The sequence below is a fragment of the Pseudomonas sp. Pseusp21 genome (assembly GCF_059492145.1).
Genome location: NZ_CP168520.1, coordinates 3,271,337 through 3,298,275 on the forward strand (window position 1 = coordinate 3,271,337; position 26,939 = coordinate 3,298,275).

The 26,939-nt window shown below is 62.0% G+C and carries 34 protein-coding genes; 20 read left to right on the forward strand and 14 right to left on the reverse strand.

The window, feature by feature from the left end:
• Nucleotides 1-25 precede the first annotated feature (25 nt).
• Genes ACEN93_RS14880 through pilG form a run of 4 tightly spaced genes read right to left on the reverse strand, consistent with a single transcriptional unit; the run spans nucleotide 26 to nucleotide 3,480 of the window.
• The gene (locus tag ACEN93_RS14880; RefSeq protein ID WP_103385350.1) at nucleotides 26-2,086 is read right to left on the reverse strand and encodes a methyl-accepting chemotaxis protein; all 2,061 of its coding nucleotides are present in this window, start codon (nucleotides 2,084-2,086) and stop codon (nucleotides 26-28) included.
• 13 nt (nucleotides 2,087-2,099) lie between these two features.
• Nucleotides 2,100-2,639 carry a chemotaxis protein CheW gene (locus ACEN93_RS14885; RefSeq protein WP_490842959.1) on the reverse strand — a complete coding sequence of 180 codons (540 nt, stop codon included), beginning with the start codon at nucleotides 2,637-2,639 and terminating at the stop codon, nucleotides 2,100-2,102.
• A gap of 10 nt (nucleotides 2,640-2,649) precedes the next feature.
• The gene (pilH, locus tag ACEN93_RS14890) at nucleotides 2,650-3,015 is read right to left on the reverse strand and encodes a twitching motility response regulator PilH (RefSeq protein ID WP_011336365.1); all 366 of its coding nucleotides are present in this window, start codon (nucleotides 3,013-3,015) and stop codon (nucleotides 2,650-2,652) included.
• A 60-nt stretch (nucleotides 3,016-3,075) separates the two neighbouring features.
• Nucleotides 3,076-3,480 (reverse strand): twitching motility response regulator PilG, encoded by a 405-nt coding sequence (gene pilG / locus ACEN93_RS14895; RefSeq protein WP_007953330.1) that lies wholly within the window; start codon nucleotides 3,478-3,480, stop codon nucleotides 3,076-3,078.
• Between the two features lie 224 nt (nucleotides 3,481-3,704).
• On the opposite strand from pilG, the gene gshB reads away from it, so the two are divergent.
• From gshB to ACEN93_RS14930, 7 genes are all read left to right on the forward strand, one after another.
• Nucleotides 3,705-4,655, forward strand: coding sequence for a glutathione synthase (gene gshB, locus ACEN93_RS14900; protein WP_490840600.1), 951 nt, complete (start codon nucleotides 3,705-3,707; stop codon nucleotides 4,653-4,655).
• Nucleotides 4,656-4,843: 188 nt separating this feature from the next.
• Nucleotides 4,844-5,743 (forward strand): energy transducer TonB, encoded by a 900-nt coding sequence (locus ACEN93_RS14905; RefSeq protein ID WP_007953332.1) that lies wholly within the window; start codon nucleotides 4,844-4,846, stop codon nucleotides 5,741-5,743.
• A 59-nt stretch (nucleotides 5,744-5,802) separates the two neighbouring features.
• The gene (locus ACEN93_RS14910) at nucleotides 5,803-6,375 is read left to right on the forward strand and encodes a YqgE/AlgH family protein (protein ID WP_039767938.1); all 573 of its coding nucleotides are present in this window, start codon (nucleotides 5,803-5,805) and stop codon (nucleotides 6,373-6,375) included.
• Nucleotides 6,375-6,812 (forward strand): Holliday junction resolvase RuvX, encoded by a 438-nt coding sequence (gene ruvX / locus ACEN93_RS14915; protein WP_007953334.1) that lies wholly within the window; start codon nucleotides 6,375-6,377, stop codon nucleotides 6,810-6,812. Before ACEN93_RS14910 ends, ruvX begins: the two co-directional genes overlap by 1 nt.
• 81 nt (nucleotides 6,813-6,893) lie before the next feature.
• Nucleotides 6,894-7,397, forward strand: coding sequence for a bifunctional pyr operon transcriptional regulator/uracil phosphoribosyltransferase PyrR (pyrR, locus tag ACEN93_RS14920; protein ID WP_495610213.1), 504 nt, complete (start codon nucleotides 6,894-6,896; stop codon nucleotides 7,395-7,397).
• A gap of 27 nt (nucleotides 7,398-7,424) precedes the next feature.
• A complete protein-coding gene (locus ACEN93_RS14925) occupies nucleotides 7,425-8,429 on the forward strand; it encodes an aspartate carbamoyltransferase catalytic subunit (protein ID WP_064600074.1) in 1,005 nt (334 codons plus the stop codon).
• Complete coding sequence (locus tag ACEN93_RS14930; RefSeq protein ID WP_210710214.1) at nucleotides 8,426-9,697, forward strand: dihydroorotase; 1,272 nt, start codon at nucleotides 8,426-8,428, stop codon at nucleotides 9,695-9,697. The genes ACEN93_RS14925 and ACEN93_RS14930 overlap by 4 nt, the downstream gene beginning before the upstream one ends.
• A 36-nt stretch (nucleotides 9,698-9,733) precedes the next feature.
• Here ACEN93_RS14930 and ACEN93_RS14935 read toward each other — a convergent pair whose 3' ends face one another.
• The gene (locus ACEN93_RS14935) at nucleotides 9,734-10,168 is read right to left on the reverse strand and encodes an NINE protein (RefSeq protein ID WP_064600078.1); all 435 of its coding nucleotides are present in this window, start codon (nucleotides 10,166-10,168) and stop codon (nucleotides 9,734-9,736) included.
• A gap of 249 nt (nucleotides 10,169-10,417) precedes the next feature.
• Between ACEN93_RS14935 and ACEN93_RS14940 the strand changes: the two genes are divergently transcribed.
• Nucleotides 10,418-11,035, forward strand: a complete 618-nt coding sequence (locus ACEN93_RS14940) for a C40 family peptidase (protein ID WP_039767935.1) — start codon at nucleotides 10,418-10,420, stop codon at nucleotides 11,033-11,035.
• Nucleotides 11,036-11,160: 125 nt separating this feature from the next.
• Here the strand turns inward: ACEN93_RS14940 and ACEN93_RS14945 are convergent, their stop codons facing one another.
• Nucleotides 11,161-12,195, reverse strand: coding sequence for a type IV pilus twitching motility protein PilT (locus ACEN93_RS14945; protein WP_414882376.1), 1,035 nt, complete (start codon nucleotides 12,193-12,195; stop codon nucleotides 11,161-11,163).
• Between the two features lie 56 nt (nucleotides 12,196-12,251).
• On the opposite strand from ACEN93_RS14945, the gene ACEN93_RS14950 reads away from it, so the two are divergent.
• From ACEN93_RS14950 to ACEN93_RS14995, 10 genes are all read left to right on the forward strand, one after another.
• Nucleotides 12,252-12,938 (forward strand): YggS family pyridoxal phosphate-dependent enzyme, encoded by a 687-nt coding sequence (locus ACEN93_RS14950; protein WP_103385348.1) that lies wholly within the window; start codon nucleotides 12,252-12,254, stop codon nucleotides 12,936-12,938.
• A 23-nt stretch (nucleotides 12,939-12,961) separates the two neighbouring features.
• Entirely contained in the window at nucleotides 12,962-13,780 is an 819-nt protein-coding gene (proC, locus tag ACEN93_RS14955; RefSeq protein WP_074690160.1) for a pyrroline-5-carboxylate reductase, read from the forward strand.
• Nucleotides 13,781-13,790: 10 nt separating this feature from the next.
• Nucleotides 13,791-14,381, forward strand: a complete 591-nt coding sequence (locus ACEN93_RS14960; protein ID WP_011336374.1) for a YggT family protein — start codon at nucleotides 13,791-13,793, stop codon at nucleotides 14,379-14,381.
• Nucleotides 14,378-14,665: a DUF167 domain-containing protein gene (locus ACEN93_RS14965; protein WP_039767931.1), complete on the forward strand. Its 288-nt coding sequence runs from the start codon at nucleotides 14,378-14,380 to the stop codon at nucleotides 14,663-14,665. Before ACEN93_RS14960 ends, ACEN93_RS14965 begins: the two co-directional genes overlap by 4 nt.
• A gap of 204 nt (nucleotides 14,666-14,869) precedes the next feature.
• A complete protein-coding gene (gene metX, locus ACEN93_RS14970) occupies nucleotides 14,870-16,009 on the forward strand; it encodes a homoserine O-succinyltransferase MetX (protein ID WP_103385346.1) in 1,140 nt (379 codons plus the stop codon).
• A gap of 7 nt (nucleotides 16,010-16,016) precedes the next feature.
• Nucleotides 16,017-16,637, forward strand: coding sequence for a methionine biosynthesis protein MetW (metW, locus tag ACEN93_RS14975; RefSeq protein WP_011336377.1), 621 nt, complete (start codon nucleotides 16,017-16,019; stop codon nucleotides 16,635-16,637).
• Between the two features lie 26 nt (nucleotides 16,638-16,663).
• Entirely contained in the window at nucleotides 16,664-17,098 is a 435-nt protein-coding gene (locus ACEN93_RS14980; protein WP_011336378.1) for a DUF4426 domain-containing protein, read from the forward strand.
• Nucleotides 17,095-17,691, forward strand: coding sequence for an RdgB/HAM1 family non-canonical purine NTP pyrophosphatase (gene rdgB / locus ACEN93_RS14985; protein WP_490840595.1), 597 nt, complete (start codon nucleotides 17,095-17,097; stop codon nucleotides 17,689-17,691). The genes ACEN93_RS14980 and rdgB overlap by 4 nt, the downstream gene beginning before the upstream one ends.
• Nucleotides 17,688-18,893, forward strand: coding sequence for a radical SAM family heme chaperone HemW (gene hemW, locus ACEN93_RS14990; RefSeq protein WP_495610214.1), 1,206 nt, complete (start codon nucleotides 17,688-17,690; stop codon nucleotides 18,891-18,893). The genes rdgB and hemW overlap by 4 nt, the downstream gene beginning before the upstream one ends.
• A 34-nt stretch (nucleotides 18,894-18,927) precedes the next feature.
• Nucleotides 18,928-19,251 carry a DUF3392 domain-containing protein gene (locus ACEN93_RS14995; protein WP_011336381.1) on the forward strand — a complete coding sequence of 108 codons (324 nt, stop codon included), beginning with the start codon at nucleotides 18,928-18,930 and terminating at the stop codon, nucleotides 19,249-19,251.
• Nucleotides 19,252-19,395: 144 nt separating this feature from the next.
• Here the strand turns inward: ACEN93_RS14995 and trmB are convergent, their stop codons facing one another.
• The 4 genes from trmB to ACEN93_RS15015 all read right to left on the reverse strand — a co-directional run bounded on the left by trmB (nucleotide 19,396) and on the right by ACEN93_RS15015 (nucleotide 21,639).
• Nucleotides 19,396-20,121 carry a tRNA (guanosine(46)-N7)-methyltransferase TrmB gene (trmB, locus tag ACEN93_RS15000; RefSeq protein WP_495610215.1) on the reverse strand — a complete coding sequence of 242 codons (726 nt, stop codon included), beginning with the start codon at nucleotides 20,119-20,121 and terminating at the stop codon, nucleotides 19,396-19,398.
• A 9-nt stretch (nucleotides 20,122-20,130) separates the two neighbouring features.
• A complete protein-coding gene (locus ACEN93_RS15005; RefSeq protein ID WP_007953385.1) occupies nucleotides 20,131-20,925 on the reverse strand; it encodes a thiazole synthase in 795 nt (264 codons plus the stop codon).
• A 60-nt stretch (nucleotides 20,926-20,985) separates the two neighbouring features.
• Nucleotides 20,986-21,186 carry a sulfur carrier protein ThiS gene (thiS, locus tag ACEN93_RS15010; protein ID WP_007953386.1) on the reverse strand — a complete coding sequence of 67 codons (201 nt, stop codon included), beginning with the start codon at nucleotides 21,184-21,186 and terminating at the stop codon, nucleotides 20,986-20,988.
• Nucleotides 21,187-21,258: 72 nt separating this feature from the next.
• A complete protein-coding gene (locus ACEN93_RS15015; protein ID WP_163976719.1) occupies nucleotides 21,259-21,639 on the reverse strand; it encodes a DUF423 domain-containing protein in 381 nt (126 codons plus the stop codon).
• A gap of 74 nt (nucleotides 21,640-21,713) precedes the next feature.
• Between ACEN93_RS15015 and mtgA the strand changes: the two genes are divergently transcribed.
• Complete coding sequence (mtgA, locus tag ACEN93_RS15020; protein WP_495610216.1) at nucleotides 21,714-22,436, forward strand: monofunctional biosynthetic peptidoglycan transglycosylase; 723 nt, start codon at nucleotides 21,714-21,716, stop codon at nucleotides 22,434-22,436.
• 71 nt (nucleotides 22,437-22,507) lie between these two features.
• On the opposite strand, the gene rpoH is transcribed toward mtgA, so the two are convergent.
• From rpoH to ftsY, 4 genes are all read right to left on the reverse strand, one after another.
• Nucleotides 22,508-23,362, reverse strand: coding sequence for an RNA polymerase sigma factor RpoH (gene rpoH, locus ACEN93_RS15025; RefSeq protein WP_007953393.1), 855 nt, complete (start codon nucleotides 23,360-23,362; stop codon nucleotides 22,508-22,510).
• 115 nt (nucleotides 23,363-23,477) lie between these two features.
• Nucleotides 23,478-24,503, reverse strand: a complete 1,026-nt coding sequence (gene ftsX / locus ACEN93_RS15030; RefSeq protein WP_007953395.1) for a permease-like cell division protein FtsX — start codon at nucleotides 24,501-24,503, stop codon at nucleotides 23,478-23,480.
• A complete protein-coding gene (gene ftsE, locus ACEN93_RS15035; RefSeq protein WP_007953396.1) occupies nucleotides 24,500-25,171 on the reverse strand; it encodes a cell division ATP-binding protein FtsE in 672 nt (223 codons plus the stop codon). Before ftsE ends, ftsX begins: the two co-directional genes overlap by 4 nt.
• Nucleotides 25,168-26,658, reverse strand: coding sequence for a signal recognition particle-docking protein FtsY (gene ftsY / locus ACEN93_RS15040; RefSeq protein WP_495610217.1), 1,491 nt, complete (start codon nucleotides 26,656-26,658; stop codon nucleotides 25,168-25,170). Before ftsY ends, ftsE begins: the two co-directional genes overlap by 4 nt.
• Between ftsY and ACEN93_RS15045 the strand changes: the two genes are divergently transcribed.
• The gene (locus ACEN93_RS15045) at nucleotides 26,657-26,851 is read left to right on the forward strand and encodes a hypothetical protein (protein WP_039767922.1); all 195 of its coding nucleotides are present in this window, start codon (nucleotides 26,657-26,659) and stop codon (nucleotides 26,849-26,851) included. The two genes, ftsY and ACEN93_RS15045, sit on opposite strands and share 2 nt — an antisense overlap.
• Nucleotides 26,852-26,939: the final 88 nt, after the last annotated feature.

The following is a 26,939-nucleotide window of genomic DNA, read 5'->3' on the forward strand; positions in this document are numbered from 1 at the left end:
CTCGACATTGCCTCGCCCGCAGGCCTCACGCCTTGTCCGAGACGGGCGCTGGCGCCGCCGGCAAGGTGAACCCGGACACCGAGCGGCGCAACTGGCTGGCCATTTTCGCCAGGTTGCCGATGCTCTCGGCGGTGGCCGTGGAACCGGACGAGGTCTGCGAGGTGATCTGCTGGATCACGTTCATCGTCAGGGAAATCTGCCCGGCCGAAGACGTTTGCTGCTGCGCCGCGTTGGAAATGCTCTGGATCAGCGCCGCGAGGGTCTTGGACACGCCTTCGATTTCTTCCAGGGCCACCCCGGCATCCTGCGCCAGCCGCGCGCCGCGCACCACTTCGGTGGTGGTCTGCTCCATGGAAATCACGGCTTCGTTGGTGTCGGTCTGGATCGCCCGCACCAGCGTCTCGATCTGCCGGGTCGCAGCGGACGAGCGCTCGGCCAGCCGCTGCACTTCGTCGGCCACCACGGCAAAACCGCGCCCGGCATCACCGGCCATCGACGCCTGAATCGCCGCGTTGAGGGCGAGGATGTTGGTCTGGTCAGCAATGTCATCGATCAGGCTGACGATGTCGCCGATTTCCTGGGACGACTCGCCCAGGCGCTTTATGCGCTTGGCGGTGTCCTGGATCTGTTCGCGGATGTTGTCCATGCCGTGGATGGTGTTGTGCACCACCTCGTTGCCCTTGTTGGCGATCTCCACCGAACGCTCGGCCACTGCCGAGGATTCGGCGGCGTTGGCCGACACCTGATCGATGGATTGGGCCATGTCGCTGATCGCGGTCGAGGCTTCGGAAATCTGCTGGGCCTGATGCTCCGAGGCTTGGGCCAGGTGCATGGCGGTGGCCTGGGTTTCCTGCACTGCAGCGGCGACCTGGCCGGCGGTGAGGTTGATGGTGGCGACCAGATCGCGCAGTTGGTCGACGGAATAGTTGATCGAATCGGCGATGGTCCCGGTGAAGTCTTCGGTCACCGAGGCGGTCACGGTCAGGTCGCCGTCAGCGAGGTCTTCGATCTCGTCGAGCAGGCGCATGATTGCGTTCTGGTTGCGTTCGTTTTTCTCGGCGGTCTCGCGCAACTGACGGTTGGTTTCCCGGACCATGACCAGGCCGATCAGAATGATCGAGGCCAGCGCCAGCAGGCCCAGCACATAACCGCCGATGGTGTCGGTGCTGCGCCCGCCTGCCAGGTTTTCGAAACGGCTGGCCAGGTGCGAGGCTTCGTCGAGCAGGGTCTGCGACAGGCTGAAAATATTGGTGGCCGATTCACGGACCTTGAACAGCTCCGGCGAGGTTTCGAGGATTTCATCCACCGAACCCGAGACGAACTGGAACAGCTCGGAAATCTCGCTCAAGCGAGCGCGGGCATCGCGGTCTTCGACCTGGCTGACTTTCAGCGCCGGGTTGCCCTGCAACATGCCGTTGAGCACCTGGCCGAAGCGCGCGGCATCGCGACCGAAGGCGTCGGCAGCCTGCTGGGAGTTTTCATCGCCCGACAGCACGGTGTTCACCGCGCCGAGAATCCGTTCGGCCAGCAGCGACTGACGCTGGGCCATCGCCACCTGCGCCGCCGGCGCACCCCGTTGCAGGAGGATTTCCACGACCTTTTCGTATTCGATCTGCAACTGCGGCACGGTTTCGGCCAGGGTCGCGGCCACTTGATGCAGGGACAGCACGGTCTGCTCGCTGGAGAGAATCGCGTCGGTGTTTTTCAGCAGGCGTTCCCAGTCCAGCTGCACGGCGCGCATTTCCGGGCGCACGACGGATGGCGCCGGCGGCAGGCCGGTGCTCGGGTCGCCCTTCTTGAGGTAACCCCAGCGTTGGGCAAAATCGTTGCGCGCATCGCTGAGCAGCTTGAACGCGGCGGCCTTGCCCGCGGCGGCTTCGGTGGCGTTCTTGGCGATCCGCTGCGACAGCACCCGCAGCTCGCCGGCGTGGCCGATGTACTGCTTGTCGTAGTTGGCCTGGGTGTTGAGGTAAGCGAAGTTGGCGAACAGCAGCATGATGAACACGATCAGTGCGATAAACAGCACGATGATCTGCGAGCGGCTGCGCGAGCCTTCTGCGGGCTTGCCTGTTTTTGCTTTGATCATCGGTCCTCGCCTGTTAAACCGCGACGTGCATGAAACTCGGTGACTGCGCCAGCGCAAACAGGCTGAACACCCGCCAGTTCTGCTCGCGCCGGAAATAACCCTTGATGAACTCGCCCTTGGAGCCTTGCCGCTTACTGATCGAGACGGATTCGAAACTGTCCTGCTCGAAGTGCTGCAGGCCGAAGACTTCATCGACCAGCAACCCGGCAAACACGTCCTGATGCTCTACCACCAATACCCGCCGCTGCTTGCGCATCGGTGACAGTTCATGGCCGAAAAAGCCGCACAGGTCCATGACCGGCAGCAGCCGTCCGCGCAGGTTGGCCACGCCCTTGACCCACGTTTTGACGCCCGGCAACTGCGTGACACGCAGTTCGGGCAGCACTTCGCTGACTTCGCCCATCGGCGTGACGTACCAGTGCTCGCCCAGACGAAAGCCGATGCCGCTCCAGCGATCCTGGCGCGCCGGTTGCGACGGCAGGTCCGCCGCCAGCAGGCGACAGCACTGGTCGATCTGCCACAACAGTTCGAACGCGGTCAGCGATTCGCTCATGACGGCGCGATCAACCGGCCAGCACGTTGTTCAGGGTCTTGATCAGCGTGTCTTCGTCGACCGGTTTGGTCAGGTAGTCCCTGGCGCCCTGGCGGGTGCCCCAGACCTTGTCGGTCTCCTGATCCTTGGTGGTGATGATGATCACCGGGATGTGGCTGGTTTCCGCATCCTTGGTCAACTGGCGGGTAGCCTGAAAGCCGTTGAGGCCGGGCATGACGATGTCCATCAGCACCGCGTCGGGTTTTTCCTGACGAGCCAGGGCCACGCCGTCGGCGCCGTTTTCGGCTTTCAGCACTTCGTGCCCGTGCTTTTCCAGCATGCCGGTGAGTTTGTACATTTCGGTCGGCGAGTCATCGACGATCAGGATACGTGCCATGGTCTTCCCCATTTTTCTTGTCGACACCGGGCCCGCTGGCCGAGCGTCTCTGTGCTTGTCTTACTGCGGCAAAGCGGCAGCGAAGCCCGGAACATGGGCCGAAATCGCGTCGAGCAGTTCTTCCTTGCTGAAAGGCTTGGTCAAAAATTGATCGGAACCGACAATCCGCCCCTTGGCCTTGTCGAACAGCCCGTCCCGGGACGACAGCATGATCACCGGCGTGCCCTTGAACGCGTTGTTGTTCTTGATTAAAGCGCAGGTCTGATAACCATCCAGACGCGGCATCATGATGTCGACGAAGATGATCCCGGGATGGTGGTCGGCGATCTTCGCCAGGGCGTCAAAACCGTCGATCGCGGTGATGACTTCGCACCCTGCATTTTTCAACAGGGTCTCGGCGGTGCGACGAATCGTTTTCGAGTCGTCGATCACCATGACCTTCAAGGCGCTGGACTGCTGTTCCATAAGGGGGCTCTACCGTCGCCTTTGCGAATCAATTTGTCCGTTTTGCGATGCGTAATGGCTGGAAACCCTTGATGTTCAAGGGCCAGCGCGGCTGGGAGCCTTTTTAGCACAGTCTCCAGACGCAATCTATCGACGGGTTTTTCCTTGACCGAAAACCCGCCCGGCGCCACTCTGGCGGCACTTTTTTCATACCGATCCGGTAGCCAATTTTCGAGGAAAACCCAATGAGCGTTCGCGTCGGGATTGTCATGGACCCTATCGCCAGCATTTCCTATAAGAAGGATAGCTCGCTGGCCATGCTGCTGGCGGCGCAGAAGCGCGGCTGGGAACTGTTCTATATGGAACAGAAAGACCTTTATCAGGGTGAAGGCCAGGCACGGGCGCGGATGAAGCCGCTGAAAGTCTTCGCCAACCCGGAAAAATGGTTCGAACTGGGCGCCGAACAGGATTCGCTGCTCAGCGACCTGAACGTGATCCTGATGCGCAAGGATCCGCCGTTCGACATGGAGTTCGTCTACTCCACCTACCTGCTCGAACAGGCCGAGTCTGCCGGGGTGCTGGTGGTCAACAAGCCGCAGAGCCTGCGCGACTGCAATGAAAAACTGTTCGCCACGCTGTTCCCGCAGTGCACGCCGCCGACCGTGGTCAGCCGTCGCGCCGACGTGCTGCGTGAATTCGCCGCCAAACACGGCGACGTGATCCTCAAGCCGCTGGACGGCATGGGCGGCACCTCGATTTTCCGTCACCGTGCCGGCGACCCGAACCTGTCGGTGATCCTGGAAACCCTGACCGCCCTCGGCGCCCAGCAGATCATGGGCCAGGCCTACCTGCCGGCGATCAAGGACGGCGACAAGCGCATCCTGATGATCGACGGCGAGCCGGTGGATTACTGCCTGGCGCGGATTCCGGCCCAGGGCGAAACCCGTGGCAACCTCGCGGCCGGCGGTCGTGGCGAAGCCCGTCCGCTGACCGACAAGGATCGCTGGATCGCGGCCCAGGTCGGCCCGACCTTGCGCGAGAAGGGTTTGCTGTTCGTCGGCCTGGACGTGATCGGCGAGCACCTGACCGAAATCAACGTCACCAGCCCGACCTGCATCCGCGAAATAGACAATGCCTTCGGCACCGACATCGGCGGGATGCTGATGGATGCGATCGAAGGCAAGCTGCAAGCCTGACGGCCAGCTGCAAGCCACAAGCCACAAGCCACAAGCCACAAGCCACAAGCTTTTAACTTGCCGCTTGCAGCTCGAAACTTGTAGCTGCTCCTCTGCAGCTTGTCGCTTGAGACTTCAAGCTTGCAGCTAAAAACCAACATTGCGTTATCATGCCGAGCCCGTAAAAACGCGATGTTGGTTTTTCTCGAATGACACTTCCGTCCGATCTGCCCGCTGAACTCGCCCATAAAGGCGTGCGCCCGGTCGATCGCCTCGGATTTACCCTGTTTCTCGCGGCGCTGATCCATCTGGCGCTGTTGCTCGGCGTGGGTTTCACCATGGTCGAGCCCAAGCAGATCAGCAAAACCCTGGAAATCACCCTCGCCACCTTCAAGAGCGAAAAGAAGCCGGCGAAGGCCGATTTCCTCGCCCAGGAAAACCAGGAAGGCAGCGGCACCCTCGACAAGAAGGCGATCCCCAAGACCACCGAGGTCGCGCCATTCCAGGACAATCAGGTCAAGAAAGTCACCCCGCCGCCGGCCGCCAAGCCGGAAGTGCAGGAAGCCGCGCCCAAGGCGGCCGTGACCACCGTCGCGCCGAAACCGAAAAAGGCGCCGACCAAGAAAGAAGAAGCCAAGACCGAGACTAAACCGACGGTCGACGCCCCGACCTTCGACAGCTCGCAGCTCTCCAGCGACATCGCCAGCCTTGAAGCCGAACTGGCCAACGAACAACAGCTGTACGCCAAGCGTCCGCGTATCCACCGCCTGAGCGCCGCGTCGACCATGCGCGACAAGGGCGCCTGGTACAAGGACGAATGGCGCAAGAAGGTCGAGCGCATCGGCAACCTCAATTACCCCGACGAAGCCCGGCGCAAGCAGATCTACGGCAATCTGCGCCTGATGGTGTCGATCAACCGCGATGGCTCGCTGTACGAAGTGCTGGTGCTGGAGTCTTCCGGCCAGCCGCTGCTGGATCAGGCAGCACAGCGCATCGTGCGCCTGGCGGCACCGTTTGCACCGTTTACCGGGGACCTGTCGGACATCGACCGGCTGGAAATCATCCGCACCTGGAAATTCGCCCGGGGTGACCGGCTGTCCAGTAACTGAGTCGATCTTTTGCCCGCTCCAGCTTGTCAGTTCGCCCCCCGAACGCCACACTAGCGCACATGAAAAACGTCAGCCCCAGCTACCTCAAGCATCACTTCCTGATCGCCATGCCACACATGGCCGACCCGAACTTTGCCCACACCTTGACCTACATCGTCGAGCACACGGCCAATGGCGCCATGGGACTGGTGGTCAACCGACCGCAAGAGCTGAATCTGGCCGACATCCTCGAACAACTGCGCCCGGACATCGATCCGCCAGCGCTGTGCCAGCACGTGCCGATCTTCATCGGCGGCCCGGTGCAGACCGATCGCGGTTTTGTCCTGCACCCGGCGGGCAAGACGTTCCAGGCGACCGTCGAGCTGGAGGGTGATCTGGCCCTGTCGACCTCGCAGGACGTGCTGTTCGCCATCGCCGACGGCGTGGGTCCGGCCAAAAGCGTCATCACCCTCGGTTATGCCGGTTGGGAAGCCGGGCAGCTGGAGGCCGAGTTGGCCGACAATGCCTGGCTGACCTGCCCGTACGACGCCGACATCCTGTTCAACACCAGCAGTGAACTGCGCCTGGAAGCAGCGGCAAAGCACTTGGGGATCAACCTCAGCCTGTTGACCAGCCAGGCAGGACACGCCTGATGGCCCTGCGCCTGATCCTCGGCTTCGACTACGGCACCAAACAGATCGGCGTGGCGGTCGGCCAGGTGATTACCGGCCAGGCCCGCGAACTGTGCACCTTGAAGGCGCAAAACGGTGTGCCGGACTGGAATCAGGTCGAAGCCCTGATAAAGGAATGGAAACCCGACGCCGTGGTGGTCGGCCTGCCGCTGAACATGGACGGCACGCCCAGCGAAATGTGCGCCCGCGCCGAGAAATTCGCCCGCCGCCTCAATGGCCGCTTCAACCTGCCTTTCTATACCCACGATGAACGTCTGACCACCTTCGAAGCCAAGGGCGAGCGACTGGTGCGCGGCGGACAGAAAGGCAGCTACCGCGACAACCCGGTGGACGCCATCGCCGCCGCCCTGCTGCTGCAAGGCTGGCTCGACGAAAACACCGCACTATTTGAATCCTGACAAGCGCTACGGCGCTTTTCTTTTGGTTACAACCCGAGCCCCGGTTCGCGAGAACCGGCTCGACCCCGAGAAGGAGCAACCATGAGCCTGCCCAATCCCGCCGATCTGATCAGCCAGATGGCGACCCGCCTCAAGGCGCACCTTGCCCAGCGTGAAATCAGCGAACCGCGTTACATCGGCATCCGCACCGGCGGCGTCTGGGTCGCCCAGGCCCTGCTCAAAGAGCTGGGCAGCGATGCGCCATTGGGCACGCTGGATGTTTCCTTCTACCGCGACGACTTCAGCCAGAACGGCCTGCACCCGCAAGTGCGTCCGTCCGCCCTGCCCTTCGAAATCGAAGGCCAGCATCTGGTGCTGATCGACGACGTACTGATGAGCGGCCGGACCATCCGCGCCGCCATGAACGAACTGTTCGACTACGGCCGCCCGGCCAGCGTGACGCTGGTCTGCCTGCTGGACCTGGACGCCGGCGAATTGCCGATCCGCCCCAACGTGGTCGGCGCGACCCTGTCGCTGGCCGCCCACGAGCGGGTCAAGCTGTCCGGGCCGGAGCTGGCCCTCGAACTGCAAGACCTTGCCCTTTAATCCGCCCTATTGAGAGTCCCCCTCGCGATGACGCCTCTAGATACCAAGCGCCCGCTGCAGCTCAATGATCAGGGCCAGCTGCGCCACTTCCTCTCGCTCGACGGCCTGCGCCGCGAGTTGCTGACGGAAATCCTCGACACCGCCGACTCGTTCCTCGAAGTCGGTGCCCGGGCCGTGAAGAAGGTCCCGTTGCTGCGCGGCAAGACCGTGTGCAACGTGTTCTTCGAAAACTCGACCCGCACCCGCACCACCTTCGAACTCGCGGCCCAGCGCCTGTCGGCGGACGTGATCACCCTGAACGTGTCGACCTCGTCGGCCAGCAAGGGCGAAACCCTGCTCGATACCCTGCGCAACCTCGAAGCCATGGCTGCCGACATGTTCGTCGTGCGCCACGGTGACTCCGGCGCTGCTCACTTCATCGCCGAACATGTCTGCCCGCAAGTGGCGATCATCAACGGCGGCGACGGCCGGCACGCGCACCCGACCCAGGGCATGCTCGACATGCTGACCATCCGCCGCCACAAGGGCGGTTTCGAGAACCTCTCGGTAGCCATCGTCGGCGACATCCTGCACTCGCGGGTGGCGCGCTCGAACATGCTCGCCCTGAAGACCCTCGGCTGCCGGGACATCCGCGTGATCGCGCCGAAAACCCTGCTGCCGATCGGCATCGAGCAGTACGGCGTGAAGGTCTACACCGACATGACCGAAGGCCTGAAAGACGTCGACGTGGTGATCATGCTGCGTCTGCAGCGTGAGCGCATGACCGGCGGCCTGCTACCGAGCGAAGGCGAGTTCTACCGCCTCTTCGGCCTGACCACCGCGCGCCTGGCCGGCGCCAAGCCCGATTGCATCGTCATGCACCCGGGGCCGATCAACCGCGGCGTGGAGATCGAGTCGGCGGTGGCCGACGGCCCGCACTCGGTGATCCTCAATCAAGTCACCTACGGCATCGCGATCCGTATGGCCGTGCTGTCCATGGCCATGAGCGGACAGACTGCCCAGCGCCAATTCGAGCAGGAGAACGCCCAGTGAAGCTCAGCATTCTCGGCGCCCGCGTCATCGATCCAAGCAGCGGCCTGGATCAAATCACCGATATTCACGTTGAAGCCTGCAAGATCGTCGCCCTCGGCGCTGCTCCGGCCGGTTTCACCGCCGTCGAAACCATCGACGCCACAGGCCTGGTGGCCGCTCCGGGGCTGGTCGACCTGAACGTCGCCCTGCGCGAGCCGGGCTACAGTCGCAAAGGCACCATCGCCAGCGAAACCCGCGCTGCGGCGGCCGGTGGCGTAACCAGCCTGTGCTGTCCGCCGAAAACCAAACCGGTGCTCGACACCTCCGCCGTGGCCGAACTGATCCTCGACCGCGCCCGCGAGGCCGGCAACACCAAGGTGTTCCCGATCGGCGCGCTGAGCAAAGGTCTGGATGGCGAACAGCTCGCAGAACTGGTTGCCCTGCGTGACGCCGGTTGCGTAGCGTTCGGCAACGGCCTGGAAAGCTTCCGCAACACCCGCACCCTGTGCCGGGCGCTGGATTACGCGGCAACGTTCGACCTGACGGTGATTTTCAACTCGCAGGATCACGACCTCGCCGACGGCGGCCTGGCCCACGAAGGTGCCACCGCCAGCTTCCTCGGCCTGCCAGGCATCCCGGAAACCGCTGAAACCGTGGCCCTGGCCCGTGATCTGTTGCTGGTCGAGCAAACCGGCGTGCGTGCGCACTTCAGCCAGCTGACCAGTGCTCGCGGCGTGGCCTTGATCGCTCAGGCCCAGGCTCGTGGCTTGAAAGTCACGGCGGATGTCGCCCTGTATCAGCTGATCCTGACGGACGAAGCGCTGATCGACTTCAGCAGCCTGTATCACGTGCAACCGCCACTGCGCACCCGCGCCGACCGCGAAGGCCTGCGTGAAGCGGTGAAGTCCGGCGTGGTTTCGGCGATTTCCAGCCATCACCAGCCCCATGAGCGCGATGCCAAACTGGCACCGTTCGGCGCGACCGAACCGGGCATCAGCAGCGTCGAACTGCTGCTGCCGCTGGCGATGACGCTGGTCGAGGATGGCCTGCTGGACCTGCCGACCCTGCTGGCCCGCCTGAGCGCCGGCCCGGCCGAGGCCCTGCGCCTGCCGGCGGGCAAACTGGCGGTGGGGGGTGCGGCGGATATCGTGCTGTTCGATCCGAAGGCCTCGACCGTTGCCGGCGAAACCTGGCTGTCGAAAGGCGAGAACTGCCCGTTCCTCGGCCATAGCCTGCCGGGTGTGGTGCGTTACACCTTGGTGGATGGCCGGATCAGTCACCAGGCGTAAAAAAAATGGCGAGGGAGCCAGCTCCCTCGCCATCACTTACTGAAATGCGCCCCGCCCTTCGGCATTACGCACCGACACCTGATCGTTCAGCGTCCAGAAGTCATACAGCACCCCAAGAAAGAACAACCCGCCGGTCAGCAGATACACCAACCCGCTGATCCACTTGCCCTGATACATCCGGTGCACGCCGAGCGCGCCGAGGAAGGTCAGCAGAATCCACGCCACGTTGTACTCGATAGGACCCGCGGCGAAACGCAGGTCGGCTTCGCGATCCATCGCCGGGATCAGGAACACGTCGATCAGCCAGCCGATCCCCAGCAACCCGAAAGTGAAAAACCAGATCGTGCCGGTCACCGGCTTGCCGTAATAGAAGCGGTGGGAGCCTGTGAAACCGAAAATCCACAACAGGTAACCGATCACCTTGCTGTGGGTGTCTTTTTCCTTCACACGGGGCAGTTGATAGCCGTTCATTAAGACCTCGATACACGCGATAGATAAATATTCTTTAATTCTTTGTGACTTTTTTACAGGTAGCCGACGTATGGCAAATGCTACCGTGTGTCCCGTCAAAGCCTTATAGCACCGGACTTCTGTCCGACAATTGCGTCTTTTTGCCGCTTATTTGGTTCCGTTGGCATCGGATTGAATCGACCAACGGCCTCGGAAGTGACAAAAAAGCTGTTATAAAGTTGCGCGCTAACACATCAAGAGCCCTGCCTAATGCGTCCATTTTTCAAGACATGGCTAACTATTTGCCTATTAATGCCACTGGCCGCCCACGCCACCAATCGTGAGCAACGTCTTCCCAACGTTAACGGTTTCACCCCTAAATCCCATGCCTCTGCTCCTTCGAACAAAGGCAAACAGGTCAAACACACCACGCTGAGCAGCACCGGCCGCAGCAAGCTGGTGCCACCGATGGCGACCAAGGAAAGCAGCAATGTCCTCAGTCGCGCGGTAAACGTCCTCGGTACGCCTTACCGTTGGGGCGGCAGCAGCCCGAGTAAAGGCTTCGACTGCAGCGGTCTGGTGAAATACGCGTTCAACGACGCCACGTTCGACCTGCCACGCACCTCGAACGCCATGGCCAGCGGTCACGGCGAGAAAGTCGAACGCAAGGACCTGAAGCCGGGCGACCTGATTTTCTTCAACATCAAGAGCCGTCGGGTCAATCACGTTGCCATCTACCTGGGCAACGATCGTTTCATCCATGCACCACGGCGCGGCAAAGCGGTGAGCATCGATACACTGAACAAGCCGTACTGGGAAAAGCATTACGTGGTGGCCAAACGCGTATTGCCGAAGGAACAGGGGCAAATGCGCGTCGTACAGCGCTGAAGCTAGCTTGTCCGCACGCTCTGCGTCCGCTTTGGGACGCGGAGCGTCCCGGGCTGCATTCCCACGCAGAGCGTGGGAACGATCAGAACGAAAAATCGCAGCCCACGGGCTGCGATTTTTTTTGCCTAGAAGTTATCTGGCGTGCGCGCTTTCTCCCGCGCATGTTCGCGGCTGATCAAGCCTTTGGTCACCAGATCTTTCAGGCACATGTCGAGTGTCTGCATTCCCAGCGAGCCGCCGGTCTGTATCGCCGAATACATCTGCGCCACCTTGTCCTCGCGGATCAGGTTACGGATCGCCGACGTGCCCAGCATGATCTCGTGCGCCGCCACCCGACCGCCGCCGATCTTCTTGATCAGCGTCTGCGAGACTACCGCCAGCAACGACTCCGACAGCATCGAGCGCACCATGGATTTTTCGTCCCCGGGGAACACATCCACCACCCGGTCGATGGTCTTGGCTGCCGACGTGGTGTGCAAGGTACCGAACACCAGGTGCCCGGTCTCGGCCGCGGTAAGCGCCAGGCGGATGGTTTCCAGATCACGCATCTCGCCCACCAGGATCACGTCCGGGTCTTCGCGCAGTGCTGAACGCAACGCGGTGGCGAAACTGCGGGTATCGCGATGGACTTCGCGCTGATTGATCAGGCATTTGCGCGATTCGTGGACGAATTCGATCGGATCTTCGATGGTCAGGATGTGGTGATGACGATGGGTGTTGAGGTAATCGATCATCGCCGCCAGGGTCGTCGACTTGCCGGAGCCGGTCGGCCCGGTCACCAGCACCAGCCCGCGCGGCGCATCGGTGATTTTGCGAAAGACGTCGCCCATGGCGAGGTCTTCCATACTCAGCACTTTCGACGGGATGGTCCGGAACACCGCGCCGACGCCCCGGTTCTGGTTGAAGGCATTGACCCTGAAGCGCGCCACGCCGGGGACTTCGAAGGAAAAGTCGGTTTCCAGATGTTTCTCGAAGTCCACCCGCTGGGTGTCGTTCATGATGTCGTAGATCAGCTCGTGCACTTGCTTGTGATCCAGCGCCGGCAGATTGATCCGCCGCACATCGCCATCCACGCGGATCATCGGCGGCAGACCGGCCGACAGGTGTAGGTCGGAAGCGCCCTGTTTGGCGCTGAAGGCCAGCAGTTCAGTGATATCCATAGCGTCCCTCAATTCCAGTAGAATGCCGCGAACCTTCAGACCGCTGGCGCCTCTTGATGTCCACGATAGCAGACAACATTCTCCAGGTTAGTTCGCGTATTCATGCCGCCACCGCTGCCGCCGGACGCGATGAAAACAGCGTCCAGCTGCTGGCCGTGAGCAAGACCAAACCGGCCGAAGCCCTGCGCGAAGCGCACGCCGCCGGCCTGCGCGACTTCGGCGAGAACTACCTGCAAGAGGCCTTGGGCAAGCAGCTCGAACTGGCCGACCTGCCCTTGATCTGGCACTTCATCGGCCCCATTCAGTCGAACAAGACCCGCTCGATTGCCGAGCATTTCGCCTGGGTGCACTCCGTGGATCGCTTGAAAATCGCCCAACGCCTGTCCGAACAACGCCCGGCGGATCTGCCGCCACTGAACATCTGCATTCAGGTCAACGTCAGCGGTGAAGCCAGCAAGTCCGGCTGCACCCCGCAAGACCTGCCAGCCCTGGCCCAGGCCATCAGCGCCCTGCCGCGCCTGAAGCTGCGCGGGTTGATGGCAATTCCCGAGCCGACCGAAGATCGCGCCGAGCAAGACGCTGCATTCGCTGCCGTTCAGAGATTGCAGGCCAGCCTCGATCTGCCGCTCGACACACTTTCCATGGGCATGAGCCACGACCTCGAGTCGGCCATTGCCCAGGGCGCGACCTGGGTCCGTATCGGTACGGCCCTGTTCGGCGCCCGCGACTATTCCCAATCTTGAGCATTTCCAGATAAGGACCTGACATGAGCAACACACGTATTGCCTTTATCGGTGCCGGCAACATGGCCGCCAGCCTGATCGGCGGCCTGCGGGCCAAGGGTCTGGAAGCTGCACGGATTCGCGCCAGCGATCCGGGCGAAGAAACCCGCGCCAAAGTCAGCGCCGAACACGGCATCGAAACCTTCGCCGACAACGCCCAGGCCATCGACGGCGCTGACGTTGTCGTGCTGGCGGTCAAGCCACAAGCCATGAAGCTTGTGTGCGAAGCGATTCGCCCGAGCCTGAAACCGAATCAACTGGTGGTCTCCATTGCCGCTGGCATCACCTGCGCCAGCATGACTGCATGGCTGGGTGAGCAGCCGATCGTGCGCTGCATGCCGAACACCCCGGCACTGCTGCGTCAGGGCGTGAGCGGCCTGTACGCCACCGGCGCAGTGAGCACCGAACAACGCCAACAGGCTGAAGAACTGCTGTCCGCCGTGGGCATCGCCCTGTGGCTGAACGAAGAGCAGCAACTGGACGCGGTCACCGCCGTCTCCGGTTCCGGCCCGGCGTACTTCTTCCTGCTGATCGAAGCCATGACCGCCGCCGGCGTCAAACTCGGCCTGCCGAAGGAAACCGCCGAGCAACTGACCTTGCAGACCGCTCTGGGCGCCGCGCATATGGCGGTGTCCAGTGACGTCGACGCTGCCGAACTGCGCCGCCGCGTGACCTCGCCGGCCGGCACCACGGAAGCTGCGATCAAATCGTTCCAGGCCGGCGGCTTCGAAGCCCTGGTGGAAAAAGCACTCGGCGCCGCCGCGCACCGCTCGGCCGAAATGGCCGAACAACTGGGCAAATAAGGAGCCTTACATGATTGGATTGAATACCGCAGCGGTCTACGTGCTGCAAACCCTCGGCAGCCTGTACCTGCTGATCGTGCTGCTGCGCTTCGTCCTGCAACTGGTGCGGGCGAACTTCTACAACCCGCTGTGCCAGTTCGTGGTCAAGGCCACCCAGCCGCTGCTCAAGCCACTGCGCCGGATCATCCCGAGCCTGTTCGGTCTCGACATGTCGTCGCTGGTGCTGGCGATTCTCGTGCAACTGGCGCTGATGGCGCTGACCCTGCTGCTGACCTACGGCACCACCGGCAACCCGCTGCAACTGCTGATCTGGTCGCTGATCGGCGTGACTGCGCTGTTCCTGAAGATTTTCTTCTGGGCCATGATCATCAGCATCATCCTGTCCTGGGTCGCACCGGGCAGCCACAATCCGGGCGCCGAGCTGGTGAACCAGATCTGTGAGCCGGCCCTTGCGCCGTTCCGCCGCATCCTGCCGAACCTCGGCGGTCTGGACCTGTCGCCGATCTTCGCCTTCCTCGTGCTGAAGCTGATCGACATGCTGGTGATCAACAACCTCGCGGCGATGACGATGATGCCGGAAATCCTGCGCCTGCTGATGTGAGCTGGTTTCGCTGGGACGGTGACGACCTGATTCTGGAGTGTCACCTGCAACCGGCCGCCCGCAGCGATGACTTCTGCGGGCTGCACGGCGATCGCCTGAAGATCCGCCTGACCGCGCCGCCGGTCGAGGGCAAGGCCAATGCCTATCTGATGGGATTTCTGGCCAAGGCTTTTGGGGTCTCCAAAAGCCAGGTCAGTTTGCTCAGCGGTGAGTTGAACCGGCAGAAGCGGGTGAAGATCTGCTCGCCGAAGAAGTTGCCGGATCTGCCCGGACTAGTCAGCTGATCGTTCCCACGTCGAGGCGTCGAACCGTCCGCGTGGGAATGCATCCCGGGACGCTCCGCGTCCCCCGCCGAAGCGGACGCGGAGCGTCCAATGAGGCGTTCCCACGCGGAGCGTGGGAACGAGCGCAAATCAGGCCTGATCGTTGCTTGCCGCTAACCCCACCGGTCTTTAGACTTACGCCTCATTTCAACGAGAGCAGGGTCGATGCCAGCTGCCTTTCCCCCCGATTCTGTTGGTCTGGTGACGCCGCAAACGGCGCACTTCAGCGAACCCCTGGCCCTGGCCTGCGGCCGTTCGCTGGCCGATTATGACCTGATCTACGAAACCTACGGCACGCTGAACGCGCAAGCGAGCAATGCCGTACTGATCTGCCACGCCTTGTCCGGCCACCACCACGCTGCGGGTTACCACAGCATCGACGACCGCAAGCCCGGTTGGTGGGACAGCTGCATCGGCCCCGGCAAACCGATCGACACCAACAAATTCTTCGTGGTCAGCCTGAACAACCTCGGCGGTTGCAACGGTTCCACCGGCCCGAGCAGCCTCAACCCGGAAACCGGCAAGCCGTTCGGCGCCGACTTCCCGGTGCTGACCGTGGAAGACTGGGTGCACAGCCAGGCACGTCTGGCCGACCTGCTCGGCATCGGCCAATGGGCCGCGGTGATCGGTGGCAGCCTCGGCGGCATGCAGGCGCTGCAATGGACCATCACGTATCCGGATCGCGTTCGCCACTGCCTGGCCATCGCCTCGGCCCCCAAGCTGTCGGCGCAGAACATCGCCTTCAACGAAGTGGCGCGCCAGGCGATCCTCACCGACCCGGAGTTCCACGGCGGCTCGTTCCAGGAACACGGCGTGATCCCCAAGCGCGGCCTGATGCTGGCGCGGATGGTCGGACACATCACGTATCTGTCCGACGACTCCATGGGCGAGAAATTCGGCCGTGGCCTGAAGAGCGAAAAGCTCAACTACGACTTCCACAGCGTCGAGTTCCAGGTCGAAAGCTACCTGCGCTATCAGGGCGAAGAGTTCTCCGGGCGCTTCGATGCCAACACCTATCTGTTGATGACCAAGGCGCTGGACTACTTCGATCCGGCGGCGAACTTCAACGATAACCTGGCGAAAACCTTCGAAGGTGCAAAAGCCAAGTTCTGCGTGATGTCGTTCACCACCGACTGGCGCTTCTCCCCGGCCCGCTCGCGGGAACTGGTGGATGCGCTAATGGCCGCGCGCAAGGACGTCAGTTACCTGGAAATCGACGCACCCCAGGGCCACGACGCCTTCCTGATTCCGATCCCGCGTTATTTGCAGGCGTTCGGCAATTACATGAACCGCATTACGTTGTGAGAAAGCCATGAGAGCTGATCTGGAAATCATCCAGGAATGGATCCCCGCCGGCAGCCGCGTGCTCGACCTCGGTTGCGGTGACGGCGAGTTGCTGACCTGGCTGCGCGACCACAAGCAGGTCACCGGCTATGGCCTGGAAAACGACCCGGACAACATCGCCGAGTGCGTGGCCAAGGGCATCAACGTCATCGAGCAGGACCTGGACAAGGGCCTGGGCAACTTCGCCAGCAACAGCTTCGACATCGTGGTGATGACCCAGGCCCTGCAAGCCGTGCATTACCCGGACAAGATCCTCGACGAAATGCTGCGGGTCGGTCGCCAGTGCATCATCACCTTCCCCAACTTCGGTCACTGGCGCTGCCGCTGGTACCTGGCGAGCAAGGGCCGGATGCCGGTGTCGGAATTCCTGCCGTACACCTGGTACAACACGCCGAACATCCACTTCTGCACCTTCGAAGACTTTGAAGAACTTTGTCGCGAACGTGAGGCGAAGGTCATTGATCGGCTTGCCGTGGATCAACAGCACCGCCACGGGTGGGCCAGTAAGCTATGGCCTAATCTGTTAGGTGAGATCGGTATCTACCGCGTCAGCAGCCCGGGGCTTGCGGATCACAGAATCGCGGTCTGAACCACGACATTGCGAGGAGAACGAACATGGGACGCTTGATTACCGCGCTATTGGCCGCCTGCCTGAGCCTGTCGGCCGTGGCCGCCGATGCCATCAAGGGCGAACGCAAGGAAGTGTTCGGTGATGTCACCGTGCATTACAACACCTTCAACTCGACCTTCCTGACGCCGGACATCGCCAAGGCTGCCGAGCTGATCCGCAGCAAGAACCAGGGTGTGATCAATGTCTCGGTGATCAAGGACGGCAAGCCGCTGATCGCCCAGGTCACCGGCACCGTCAAGGACCTGACCAGCCAGAGCGTGCCGCTGACTTTCCGCCAGATCACCGAACAGGGCGCGATCTACTACATCGCCCAGTACCCGGTGGAGCAGCAGGAAACCCGCACCTTTGAAATCAAGGTGCAGACCGGCGACAAGATCAACACCCTCAATTTCAACCAAGAGCTTTTCCCTGGCCAATGATCAATCTCACGCAACTCGTACTGGCCAGCCATAACGCCGGCAAACTCAAGGAACTCCAGGCCATGCTCGGCGACTCGGTGCAACTGCGCTCGATCGGCGAATTCAGCAGCGTGGAGCCGGAAGAAACCGGTCTGTCGTTCGTCGAGAACGCGATCCTCAAGGCCCGCAATGCTGCGCGCATTTCCGGGCTGCCGGCGCTGGCCGACGATTCGGGCCTGGCGGTGGATTTCCTCGGCGGTGCGCCGGGCATCTACTCGGCGCGCTACGCCGACGGCAAGGGCGATGCGGCGAACAACGCCAAACTGCTCGACGCCTTGAAGGACGTGCCTGAAGCCGAGCGCGGCGCGCAGTTCGTCTGCGTACTGGCACTGGTGCGTCATGCCGATGATCCGCTGCCGATCCTCTGTGAAGGTCTGTGGCACGGGCGCATTCTGACCGCCGCCAGCGGTGAGCACGGTTTCGGCTACGACCCACTGTTCTGGGTGCCGGAGCGCAACGTGTCCAGCGCCGAGCTGAGCCCGAGCGACAAGAACCAGATCAGCCACCGCGCCCGTGCAATGGTTCTGCTGCGCCAGCGTCTGGGCTTGAAATGACCGATAGCTCCTCCGCGTCGTCGCTGATTATCGGCGGCGCCGCCTCCTCGCCTCGGGCGCCGTTGCCGACGCTGCCGCCCCTGGCGCTGTACATCCACATCCCTTGGTGTGTGCGCAAATGTCCGTATTGCGACTTCAACTCCCACACCGCCAGCCCGGTGCTGCCGGAGCAGGAGTACGTCGACGCGATGCTGGCCGACCTCGACCAGGATCTGCACGCGGTGTACGGCCGTGAGTTGAGTTCGATCTTCTTTGGCGGCGGCACGCCGAGCCTGTTCAGTGCCGAAGCCCTTGGTCGCTTGCTGGAAGGCGTGAAACAACGCATTGCGTTTGCCGATGACATCGAAATCACCCTGGAAGCCAACCCCGGGACCTTCGAACAAGAGAAGTTCGTCGCCTACCGCAAACTGGGGATCAATCGCCTGTCGATCGGCATCCAGAGCTTCCAGCAGGAAAAGCTCAAGGCCCTCGGCCGTATCCACAACGGCGACGAAGCGGTACGCGCCGCCGGCATGGCGCGCCAGGCCGGGTTCGATAACTTCAACCTCGACTTGATGCACGGCCTGCCGGACCAGTCGCTGGACGATGCTCTGAGCGATCTGCGCCAGGCGATCGAGCTGAAACCGACGCACATTTCCTGGTATCAGCTGACACTGGAGCCGAACACCGTGTTCTGGAACCAGCCGCCGGTGCTGCCGGAAGACGACACGCTGTGGGACATTCAAGAGGCCGGGCAGGCGCTGCTGGCCGAGCACGGTTACGCGCAGTACGAAGTTTCGGCCTACGCGCAACCCGGTCGCCCGGCGCGGCATAACCTCAATTACTGGAGCTTCGGCGACTTCATCGGCATCGGCGCCGGCGCTCACGGCAAGCTCAGCCATCCGGACGGGCGCATCGTGCGCACCTGGAAGACGCGCCTGCCGAAGGACTACCTCAACCCGGCCAAAAGCTTCCAGGCCGGCGAGAAAGCCCTGACCAACGACGAGATGCCGTTCGAATTCCTGATGAACGCCCTGCGCCTGACCGCCGGCGTCGAATCACGCCTGTACCCGGAGCGCACCGGTCTGCCGCTGGAGAGCCTCGACGAACACCGGCGCGAGGCCGAACAAAGCGGTCTGTTGCAGGTCGAACCGTCACGTCTGGCGGCCACCGAGCGCGGACAACTGTTCCTCAACGACTTGCTGCAGAAATTTCTGAGCTGAGCCCAACGCCCAACGGCAGCCCTAAGGAAAAAACATGGATTTGATTCTCGACCTGCTCGCCACCGTGTCCCGCTGGAGCCGCAGCAACCTCTCGGAAATCGCTCTGGCCCTGGTGGGCTGTCTGCTGGTGCTGTTCGGCGCCGACTTCAAGGGCTGGGTCGAACAACGCTTGGGCAGCATCGCCGGCGCCCTGCGCGTGCCGCTGATGGCCCTGCTGTGCATGATCGGCAGCGGCGCGGCGCTGATCTACGCCACACCCTGGGTGGTGAAGGGCTTGAGCCAGTTCAACAACTACAGCCTGGCGCCGGTGTTGTTGGTGGTGCTGGTGTTGATTGGCGTGGTCGCTGACCGCCGCTGATCTCCAACGTGCTCGTTCCCACGCTCCGCGTGGGAATGCAGCCCGGGACGCTCTGCGTCCCTGAAGCGGACGCGGAGCGTCCATCGAGGCATTCCCACGCAGACGGTTCGAAGCCTCGACGTGGGAACGATCACTGCGCAGTACTTACGACTGCTTTTCGAACTTCAGATCCCACACACCATGCCCAAGACGTTCGCCGCGGCGTTCGAACTTGGTGATCGGGCGTTCGGCCGGGCGCGGTACGCACTTGCCGTCTTCGGCGAGGTTGCGATAGCCCGGGGCGACGTTCATCACTTCCAGCATGTATTCGGCGTACGGTTCCCAGTCGGTGGCCATGTGCAGAATGCCGCCAACCTTCAGCTTGCTGCGCACCAGTTCAGCGAAGGACGCCTGAACGATGCGGCGCTTGTGGTGACGGCTCTTGTGCCACGGATCCGGGAAGAACAGCATCAGGCGATCGAGGCTGTTGTCGGCGATGCAGCGGTTGAGCACTTCGATCGCGTCGCAATCATAGACCCGCAGGTTGGTCAGGCCCTGAGTCAGCACGCCGTTGAGCAGCGCGCCGACACCCGGACGGTGAACCTCGACACCGATGAAATCCTGTTCCGGCGCAGCGGCGGCCATTTCCAGCAGCGAGTGGCCCATGCCGAAACCGATCTCCAGCGAACGCGGCGCGGAACGGCCGAACACCTGGTCGTAATCCACCGGCGCATCGGCCAGCGGCAGGACGAACTTCGGTGCGCCCTGATCCAGGCCGCGCTGCTGGCCTTCGGTCATGCGCCCGGCGCGCATCACGAAACTCTTGATGCGGCGGTGTTGGCGCTCGTCGCCTTCTTCCGGCTGGATTGGCGTGTCGTTCGATTCAGTCATCAATAGCTCTTACTTGATCAGACCATCCAGCGGCGAAGAGGCGCTGGCATAGAGTTTTTTCGGCATGCGGCCGGCGAGGTAGGCCAGGCGGCCCGCGACGATCGCGTGTTTCATGGCTTCAGCCATCATGATCGGCTGCTGGGCGTGGGCGATGGCCGAGTTCATCAGCACCGCGTCACAGCCCAGTTCCATGGAGATGGTGGCGTCGGAAGCGGTGCCGACACCGGCATCCACCAGCACCGGGATCTTGGCTTCTTCGAGGATGATCTGCAGGTTGTACGGGTTGCAGATCCCCAGGCCCGAACCGATCAGACCGGCCAGCGGCATGACCGCGATGCAGCCGATTTCCGCCAGTTGCCGGGCGATGATCGGGTCATCACTGGTGTAAACCATCACGTCGAAGCCTTCCTTGACCAGCACTTCGGCGGCCTTGAGGGTTTCGATCACGTTGGGGAACAGGGTTTTCTGGTCGGCCAGCACTTCCAGCTTCACCAGATTGTGGCCATCGAGCAGCTCACGGGCCAGTCGGCAGGTGCGCACGGCTTCGACTGCGTCGTAGCAACCGGCGGTGTTCGGCAGGAAGGTGTAGCGATCCGGCGACAGCACTTCGAGCAGGTTCGGCTCGCCTTCGATCTGGCCCAGATTGGTGCGGCGCACGGCGAAGGTGACGATCTCGGCACCCGAGGCTTCGATGGCCAGGCGGGTTTCTTCCATGTCACGGTACTTGCCGGTACCGACCAGCAAACGCGACTGGTAAGTACGACCGGCCAGAACGAAAGGCTTGTCGCTACGAACGATGCTCATGGGGAATCCTCTGTTGGGGTGAGGGTCTTGCAGAATTCTCGGCCGATGCAGGCCTGGCGATCAGCCGCCGCCGATGGCGTGCACCACTTCGACGTTGTCGCCGTCGTTGAGCGTGGTGTCGGCATGCTGGCTGCGCGGGACGATATCCAGATTGAGTTCGACCGCGACGCGGCGTCCGGTCAGATCCAGACGGGTCAGCAGGGCCGCAACGGTTTCACCGTCGGGCAGTTCAAAGGATTCACCGTTCAACTGAATGCGCATGCGCAACGCCGCCATCACTTTTTAGGGGGTGGCATTCTAGCCCGATCATGACCTAAAGGTCAGCACCAAGCGTCAAGCGGTTGGATACAGGCGCCAGGCGGCCAGCCCCAGGCACAGCCAGCCAATCAGGAATGCCAGACCGCCCAACGGGGTGATGATGCCGAGCTTGCCGATGCCGAGGGTGGTCAGCAGGTACAGGCTGCCGGAAAACAGCAGGATGCCGACGCTGAACGAGATGCCGGCCCAGGCGACCAGCCGCCCCTGAAGCTGCGTGGCCAGCAGCGCCACGCCGAACAGCGCCAGCGCGTGCACCAGTTGATAGGTAACGCCCGTGTGGAAGATCGCCAGGTATTCGGGTGTCAGGCGGTTTTTCAAGCCATGGGCGGCGAATGCGCCGAGGCCGACACCGGTGAAACCAAAGAAGGCAGCCAGCATCAGAAAGCTACGCAGCATGTAGAACTCCAGTCAGACTCGATCGGCAGGGTCTGTATAATGGCCCGCTCAACCGGTTCGGCCAAGCCATCTCTATGCTGCGTTTATTTCTCCGTCGTTTCATGAAGGCCCTGCTCTGGTTCGCGGGCGGCAGCGTATTGCTGGTGTTGGTGTTTCGCTTTGTGCCGCCACCGTTCACGGCGCTGATGGTCGAGCGCAAGATAGAGTCCTGGGTCGACGGCGAGCCGATCGATCTGCAACGCACCTGGAAACCGTGGGACGAGATCTCCGATGACCTGAAGGTCGCGGTGATTGCCGGCGAAGACCAGAAATTCCCCGAGCATTGGGGTTTTGACCTAAGTGCGATCAAGGCAGCACTGGCCCACAACGAACTCGGCGGTTCGATCCGTGGTGCCAGCACCTTGAGCCAGCAAGTGTCGAAGAACCTGTTCTTGTGGTCCGGCCGCAGCTATCTGCGCAAGGGCCTGGAGGCGTGGTTCACCGCGCTGATCGAAGTGTTCTGGCCCAAGCAGCGGATTCTTGAGGTGTACCTGAACAGCGTCGAGTGGGATGACGGCGTGTTTGGCGCCGAAGCGGCGGCAAGGCATCACTTTGGCGTAGGCGCCAGGTCGCTGTCCCGGCAGCAGGCGAGTTATCTGGCGGCTGTGCTGCCGAATCCCCGGATCTGGAGCGCCAGTCATCCGACCGCTTACGTGTCGCGCCGGGCCGGCTGGATTCGCCAGCAAATGAGCCAGCTGGGTGGCGACAGCTACCTGCTGACACTGAATGATTCGCGCCGCGCGCCCTGGGCCCAATGACGTTCTGACAGGCAAACAAAAACGCCCCGATCATCACTGATCGGGGCGTTTTTTTATTGCCGGACTACCGGTTATGCGGCAATCGACAACTTGAGCTTGTTCATCGCGCTCTTCTCGAGCTGACGGATCCGCTCGGCCGACACGTTGTACTTCTGCGCCAGGTCGTGCAGCGTGGCTTTCTCTTCTGCCAGCCAGCGCTGGTAGAGGATGTCGCGGCTGCGTTCGTCCAGCACTTCCAGCGCTTCGTGCAGGTTGTGATTGGAGTTGTCGCTCCAGTCGGCATCTTCCAGTTGACGCGCCGGGTCGTACCGGTGGTCTTCCAGATAATTGGCCGGCGACTGGAAAGCGCTGTCGTCGTCTGCTTCCGCAGCCGGGTCGAAGGCCATGTCATGGCCGGTCAGGCGACTTTCCATCTCACGCACTTCACGCGGCTCGACGCCGAGGCTTTCCGCCACACGGTGGACTTCCTCGTTGTTCAACCAGGCCAGACGCTTCTTCTGGCTGCGCAGGTTGAAGAACAGCTTGCGCTGGGCCTTGGTGGTCGCGACCTTCACGATCCGCCAGTTGCGCAGGATGAACTCGTGAATCTCGGCCTTGATCCAGTGCACCGCGAAGGACACCAGACGCACGCCCATTTCCGGGTTGAAACGCTTCACCGCCTTCATCAGGCCGACGTTACCTTCCTGGATCAGGTCAGCCTGAGCCAGACCGTAGCCGGAATAGCTACGGGCGATGTGTACGACAAACCGCAGGTGGGCGAGCACCATCTGCCGAGCCGCCCCCAGATCCTGCTCATAGTAGAGACTCTCGGCCAGTTCACGCTCCTGCTCCGGCGTCAGCAATGGAATGCTGTTGACGGTGTGCACGTAGGCTTCCAGGTTTGCGCCTGGAACCAATGCATACGCAGGTTGCAAAGAATTGGACATACGGAAAAACCTCCGACTTACATACTCATGCTTTTCAGCATTGCGAAAAATTGACCGGAAACTCAAATGAAAGTTTCCTTAACCACTGAAAGGTCAATCACGCGCAAAAAAGATTCTACTTCGGCGCCAGCTCCCTGAGATGACGTGCGACTGCAATCCATGCACCGATATAACCCAACAGCACCGCGCCAAGCAAGAGCGACAGACCATCGGCAACTGGCACGCCGGCCAGTGCGAAATCGCTGCCGTACAAGCCGGCCAGCCCGACCACCGCATCGTTCAGCCAGTTCAGGCCGAACGCCAATACACCCCAGGACAGCAGCCCCGCACCGAAGCCATACAACGCGCCCATATAAAGGAAGGGACGACGCACATAGCTGTCGGTGCCGCCGACGAGTTTAATCACTTCTATCTCGGTGCGGCGGTTTTCAATATGAAGACGAATGGTATTGCCTATCACCAAAAGTAATGCGGAAACCAGCAACACCGTCAGACCGAACACGAAACGGTCGCCGAGCTTGAGGATGGCGGCCAGACGCTCGACCCAGACTAGATCAAGTTGCGCCTGTTGTACCTTGGGCAGCTCGGAAAGTTTTTGTCTTAATGCTTCCAGGGTCGACTTGTCGACCTCGTTCGGCGTCACCAGCACCACACCCGGCAGCGGGTTTTCCGGCAGTTCGCGCAGGGCTTCGCCCAGTCCCGACTGCTGCTGGAACTCTTCCAGCGCCTGGTCGCGGCCGACATATTCAGCATCAGCTACGCCCGGCATACCTTTGATCTGGTCGCGCAATGCTTCACCCTGAGCCGGGCTCGCCTCAAGCTCCAGGTACAGCGAAATCTGCGCCGCACGCTGCCACGAACCGCCCAGGCGCTCGACATTGCTCAGCAACAGCGAAAGACCCATCGGCAGACTCAGCGCAACCGCCATCACCATGCAGGTGAAGAAGCTGCCGATCGGCTGCTTGCCGAGACGGCGCAGGCTGTCGATCCAGCTGGCGCGATGGCTTTCGATCCAGGCACGGAACAGCGTGGCGAAGTCCGGGCCGTCGTCATCGTCGTGCTTTTTCTTCTTTGGCGGTTGCGGATCGGCGGCCTTCGGGGCCACACGCTCGGAAACCTTCGGACTACGTGTCGCACTCATACGCCGGCCTCCCCGTCGCCGATCAATCGGCCGCGTTGCAGGGTCAGCATGCGATGGCGCATGCGCGCGATCAGCGCCAGGTCGTGACTGGCGATCAGCACGCTGGTGCCCAGACGGTTGATGTCTTCGAACACGCCCATGATCTCGGCCGCCAGACGCGGGTCGAGGTTACCGGTCGGTTCGTCCGCCAGCAGCAGGGCCGGACGGTGAACGATGGCGCGGGCAATGCCGACGCGCTGTTGCTGACCGGTCGACAGGTCGCCCGGATACAGCTCGGCCTTGTCCGACAGCGCCACGCGCTCCAGCGCCGAATCGACACGTTTGGCGATTTCGACCTTGGACAGCCCGAGAATCTGCAACGGCAGCGCGACGTTGTTGAACACCGTGCGATCGAACAGCAGTTGATGGTTCTGGAACACCACGCCGATCTGCCGACGCAGGAACGGAATCTGTGCATTGCTGATGGTGCTCAGGTCTTGCCCGGCCAACAGCAGCTTGCCACTGGTCGGACGTTCCATCGCCAGCAGCAGGCGCAACAACGTGGATTTACCGGCACCGGAGTGGCCGGTGACAAACAGGAACTCGCCGCGACGGACTCGAAAGCTCAGCTCATGCAAGCCGACGTGACCGTTCGGGTAGCGCTTACCGACCTGTTCGAAACGAATCATGAACGCTCCCGCTCGGCAAACAGTGCCTGGACAAAGGGTTCGGCTTCAAAGGTACGCAGATCGTCGATGCCTTCACCGACGCCGATATAGCGGATCGGCAGGCCGAACTGCTTGGCCAGGGCGAAAATAACCCCGCCCTTGGCGGTGCCGTCGAGCTTGGTCAGCGCCAGGCCGGTCAGTTCGACGGTCTGGTTGAACTGCTTGGCCTGGTTGATGGCGTTCTGGCCGGTGCCGGCGTCGAGCACCAGCAGCACTTCGTGCGGCGCGTCGGCGTCGAGCTTGCCGATCACCCGGCGAACCTTTTTCAGTTCTTCCATCAGGTTATCTTTGGTGTGCAGACGACCGGCGGTGTCGGCGATCAGCACGTCGATGCCACGGGCCTTGGCGGCCTGCACGGCATCAAAGATCACCGAAGCCGAGTCCGCGCCCGTGTGCTGGGCGATCACCGGAATCTTGTTGCGCTCGCCCCAGACCTGCAACTGCTCGACAGCCGCGGCACGGAAGGTGTCACCGGCAGCGAGCATGACTTTCTTGCCTTCCAGTTGCAGTTTCTTCGCCAGTTTGCCGATGGTGGTGGTCTTGCCGGCGCCGTTGACGCCAACCACCAGAATCACGAATGGCTTGTTCTGGGAAGCGATCTTCAGCGGCTGCTCGACCGGTTTGAGCATTGCGGCCAACTCGGCCTGCAGGGATTTGTACAGGGCGTCGGAATCGGCCAGCTCTTTACGCGCGACCTTCTGGGTCAGGCGCTGGATGATCACCGAAGTCGCCTCGACGCCGACGTCGGCTGTCAACAGGCGGGTTTCGAGATCGTCGAGCAGATCGTCATCGATGGCTTTCTTGCCGAGGAACAGGCTGGCCATGCCCTCGCCGATGCTGGCGCTGGTCTTGGACAGGCCTTGCTTGAGGCGGGCGAAGAAGCCGGCCTTGGTTTCTTCGGTGCGCGGGGCCTCTAACGGGGTTTCAACCTGGATTTCCACAGGAGCGACTGGCGCTACGGCGACCGGTGCAGGTGCAGGTGCAGGCTCGGGCGCTTCAACAATCGGAGCAACCGGGGCAGCAACCACAGGTTCTGGAATGACCGGAGCAGCTTCCACCACCGGCGCCTGAACAGGTTCGGGGGCGAACGCAACCGGTGCAGGAATCGGCGGTGTAACGTGCGGCGCAGCCTCTTCAACCAGCGCCACCGGCTCTTCCGCCACCGGTAAGCTCAGCCACGGCTCGCTGGCCGGGGACAGCGGCAATTCGGCGGCAGCCGGCGCTTCAGGCTCGGCCTCGACCACCGGTTGCAGCACCGGCTCGGCGATCGGCAGCACAACCGGCGCCGGCGCTTCTTCTATTGCGGGAGCGGGCGCAGGGGCTGGCTCAGGAATGGCAGTCGGCTGTTCGACGACGGGTTCCTGCGGTTTCTTGCGCAGCCATCCGAACAGGCTTTTCTTCTCGCCAGCCGCAGCTGGGGTCTTCTTGTCGTCGTTGGAACCAAACATGGAGGACGGCTATCTCACGGTAGCGACGCGCCACAGGGGCGCCCCGGCAAATAAATATTCGATGCAGAACAGACTGTGTTTCACCCAGCTTGTTCACGCGCAACATTTTGTCGAGGCACCAACGGCACCTCAAAAGAATCGTTTTAATAAAGGACTGGCCGGCAAAATCGGCGAAAAAGCGAAGTTTAGCTGATAAACCAAAGCCTTCTGCCGCAAACCCATACAACCTGATCAGGTTTCAAAACCGGATAGGCGTGGTCGCCGGTAAAACGGATCAGTAT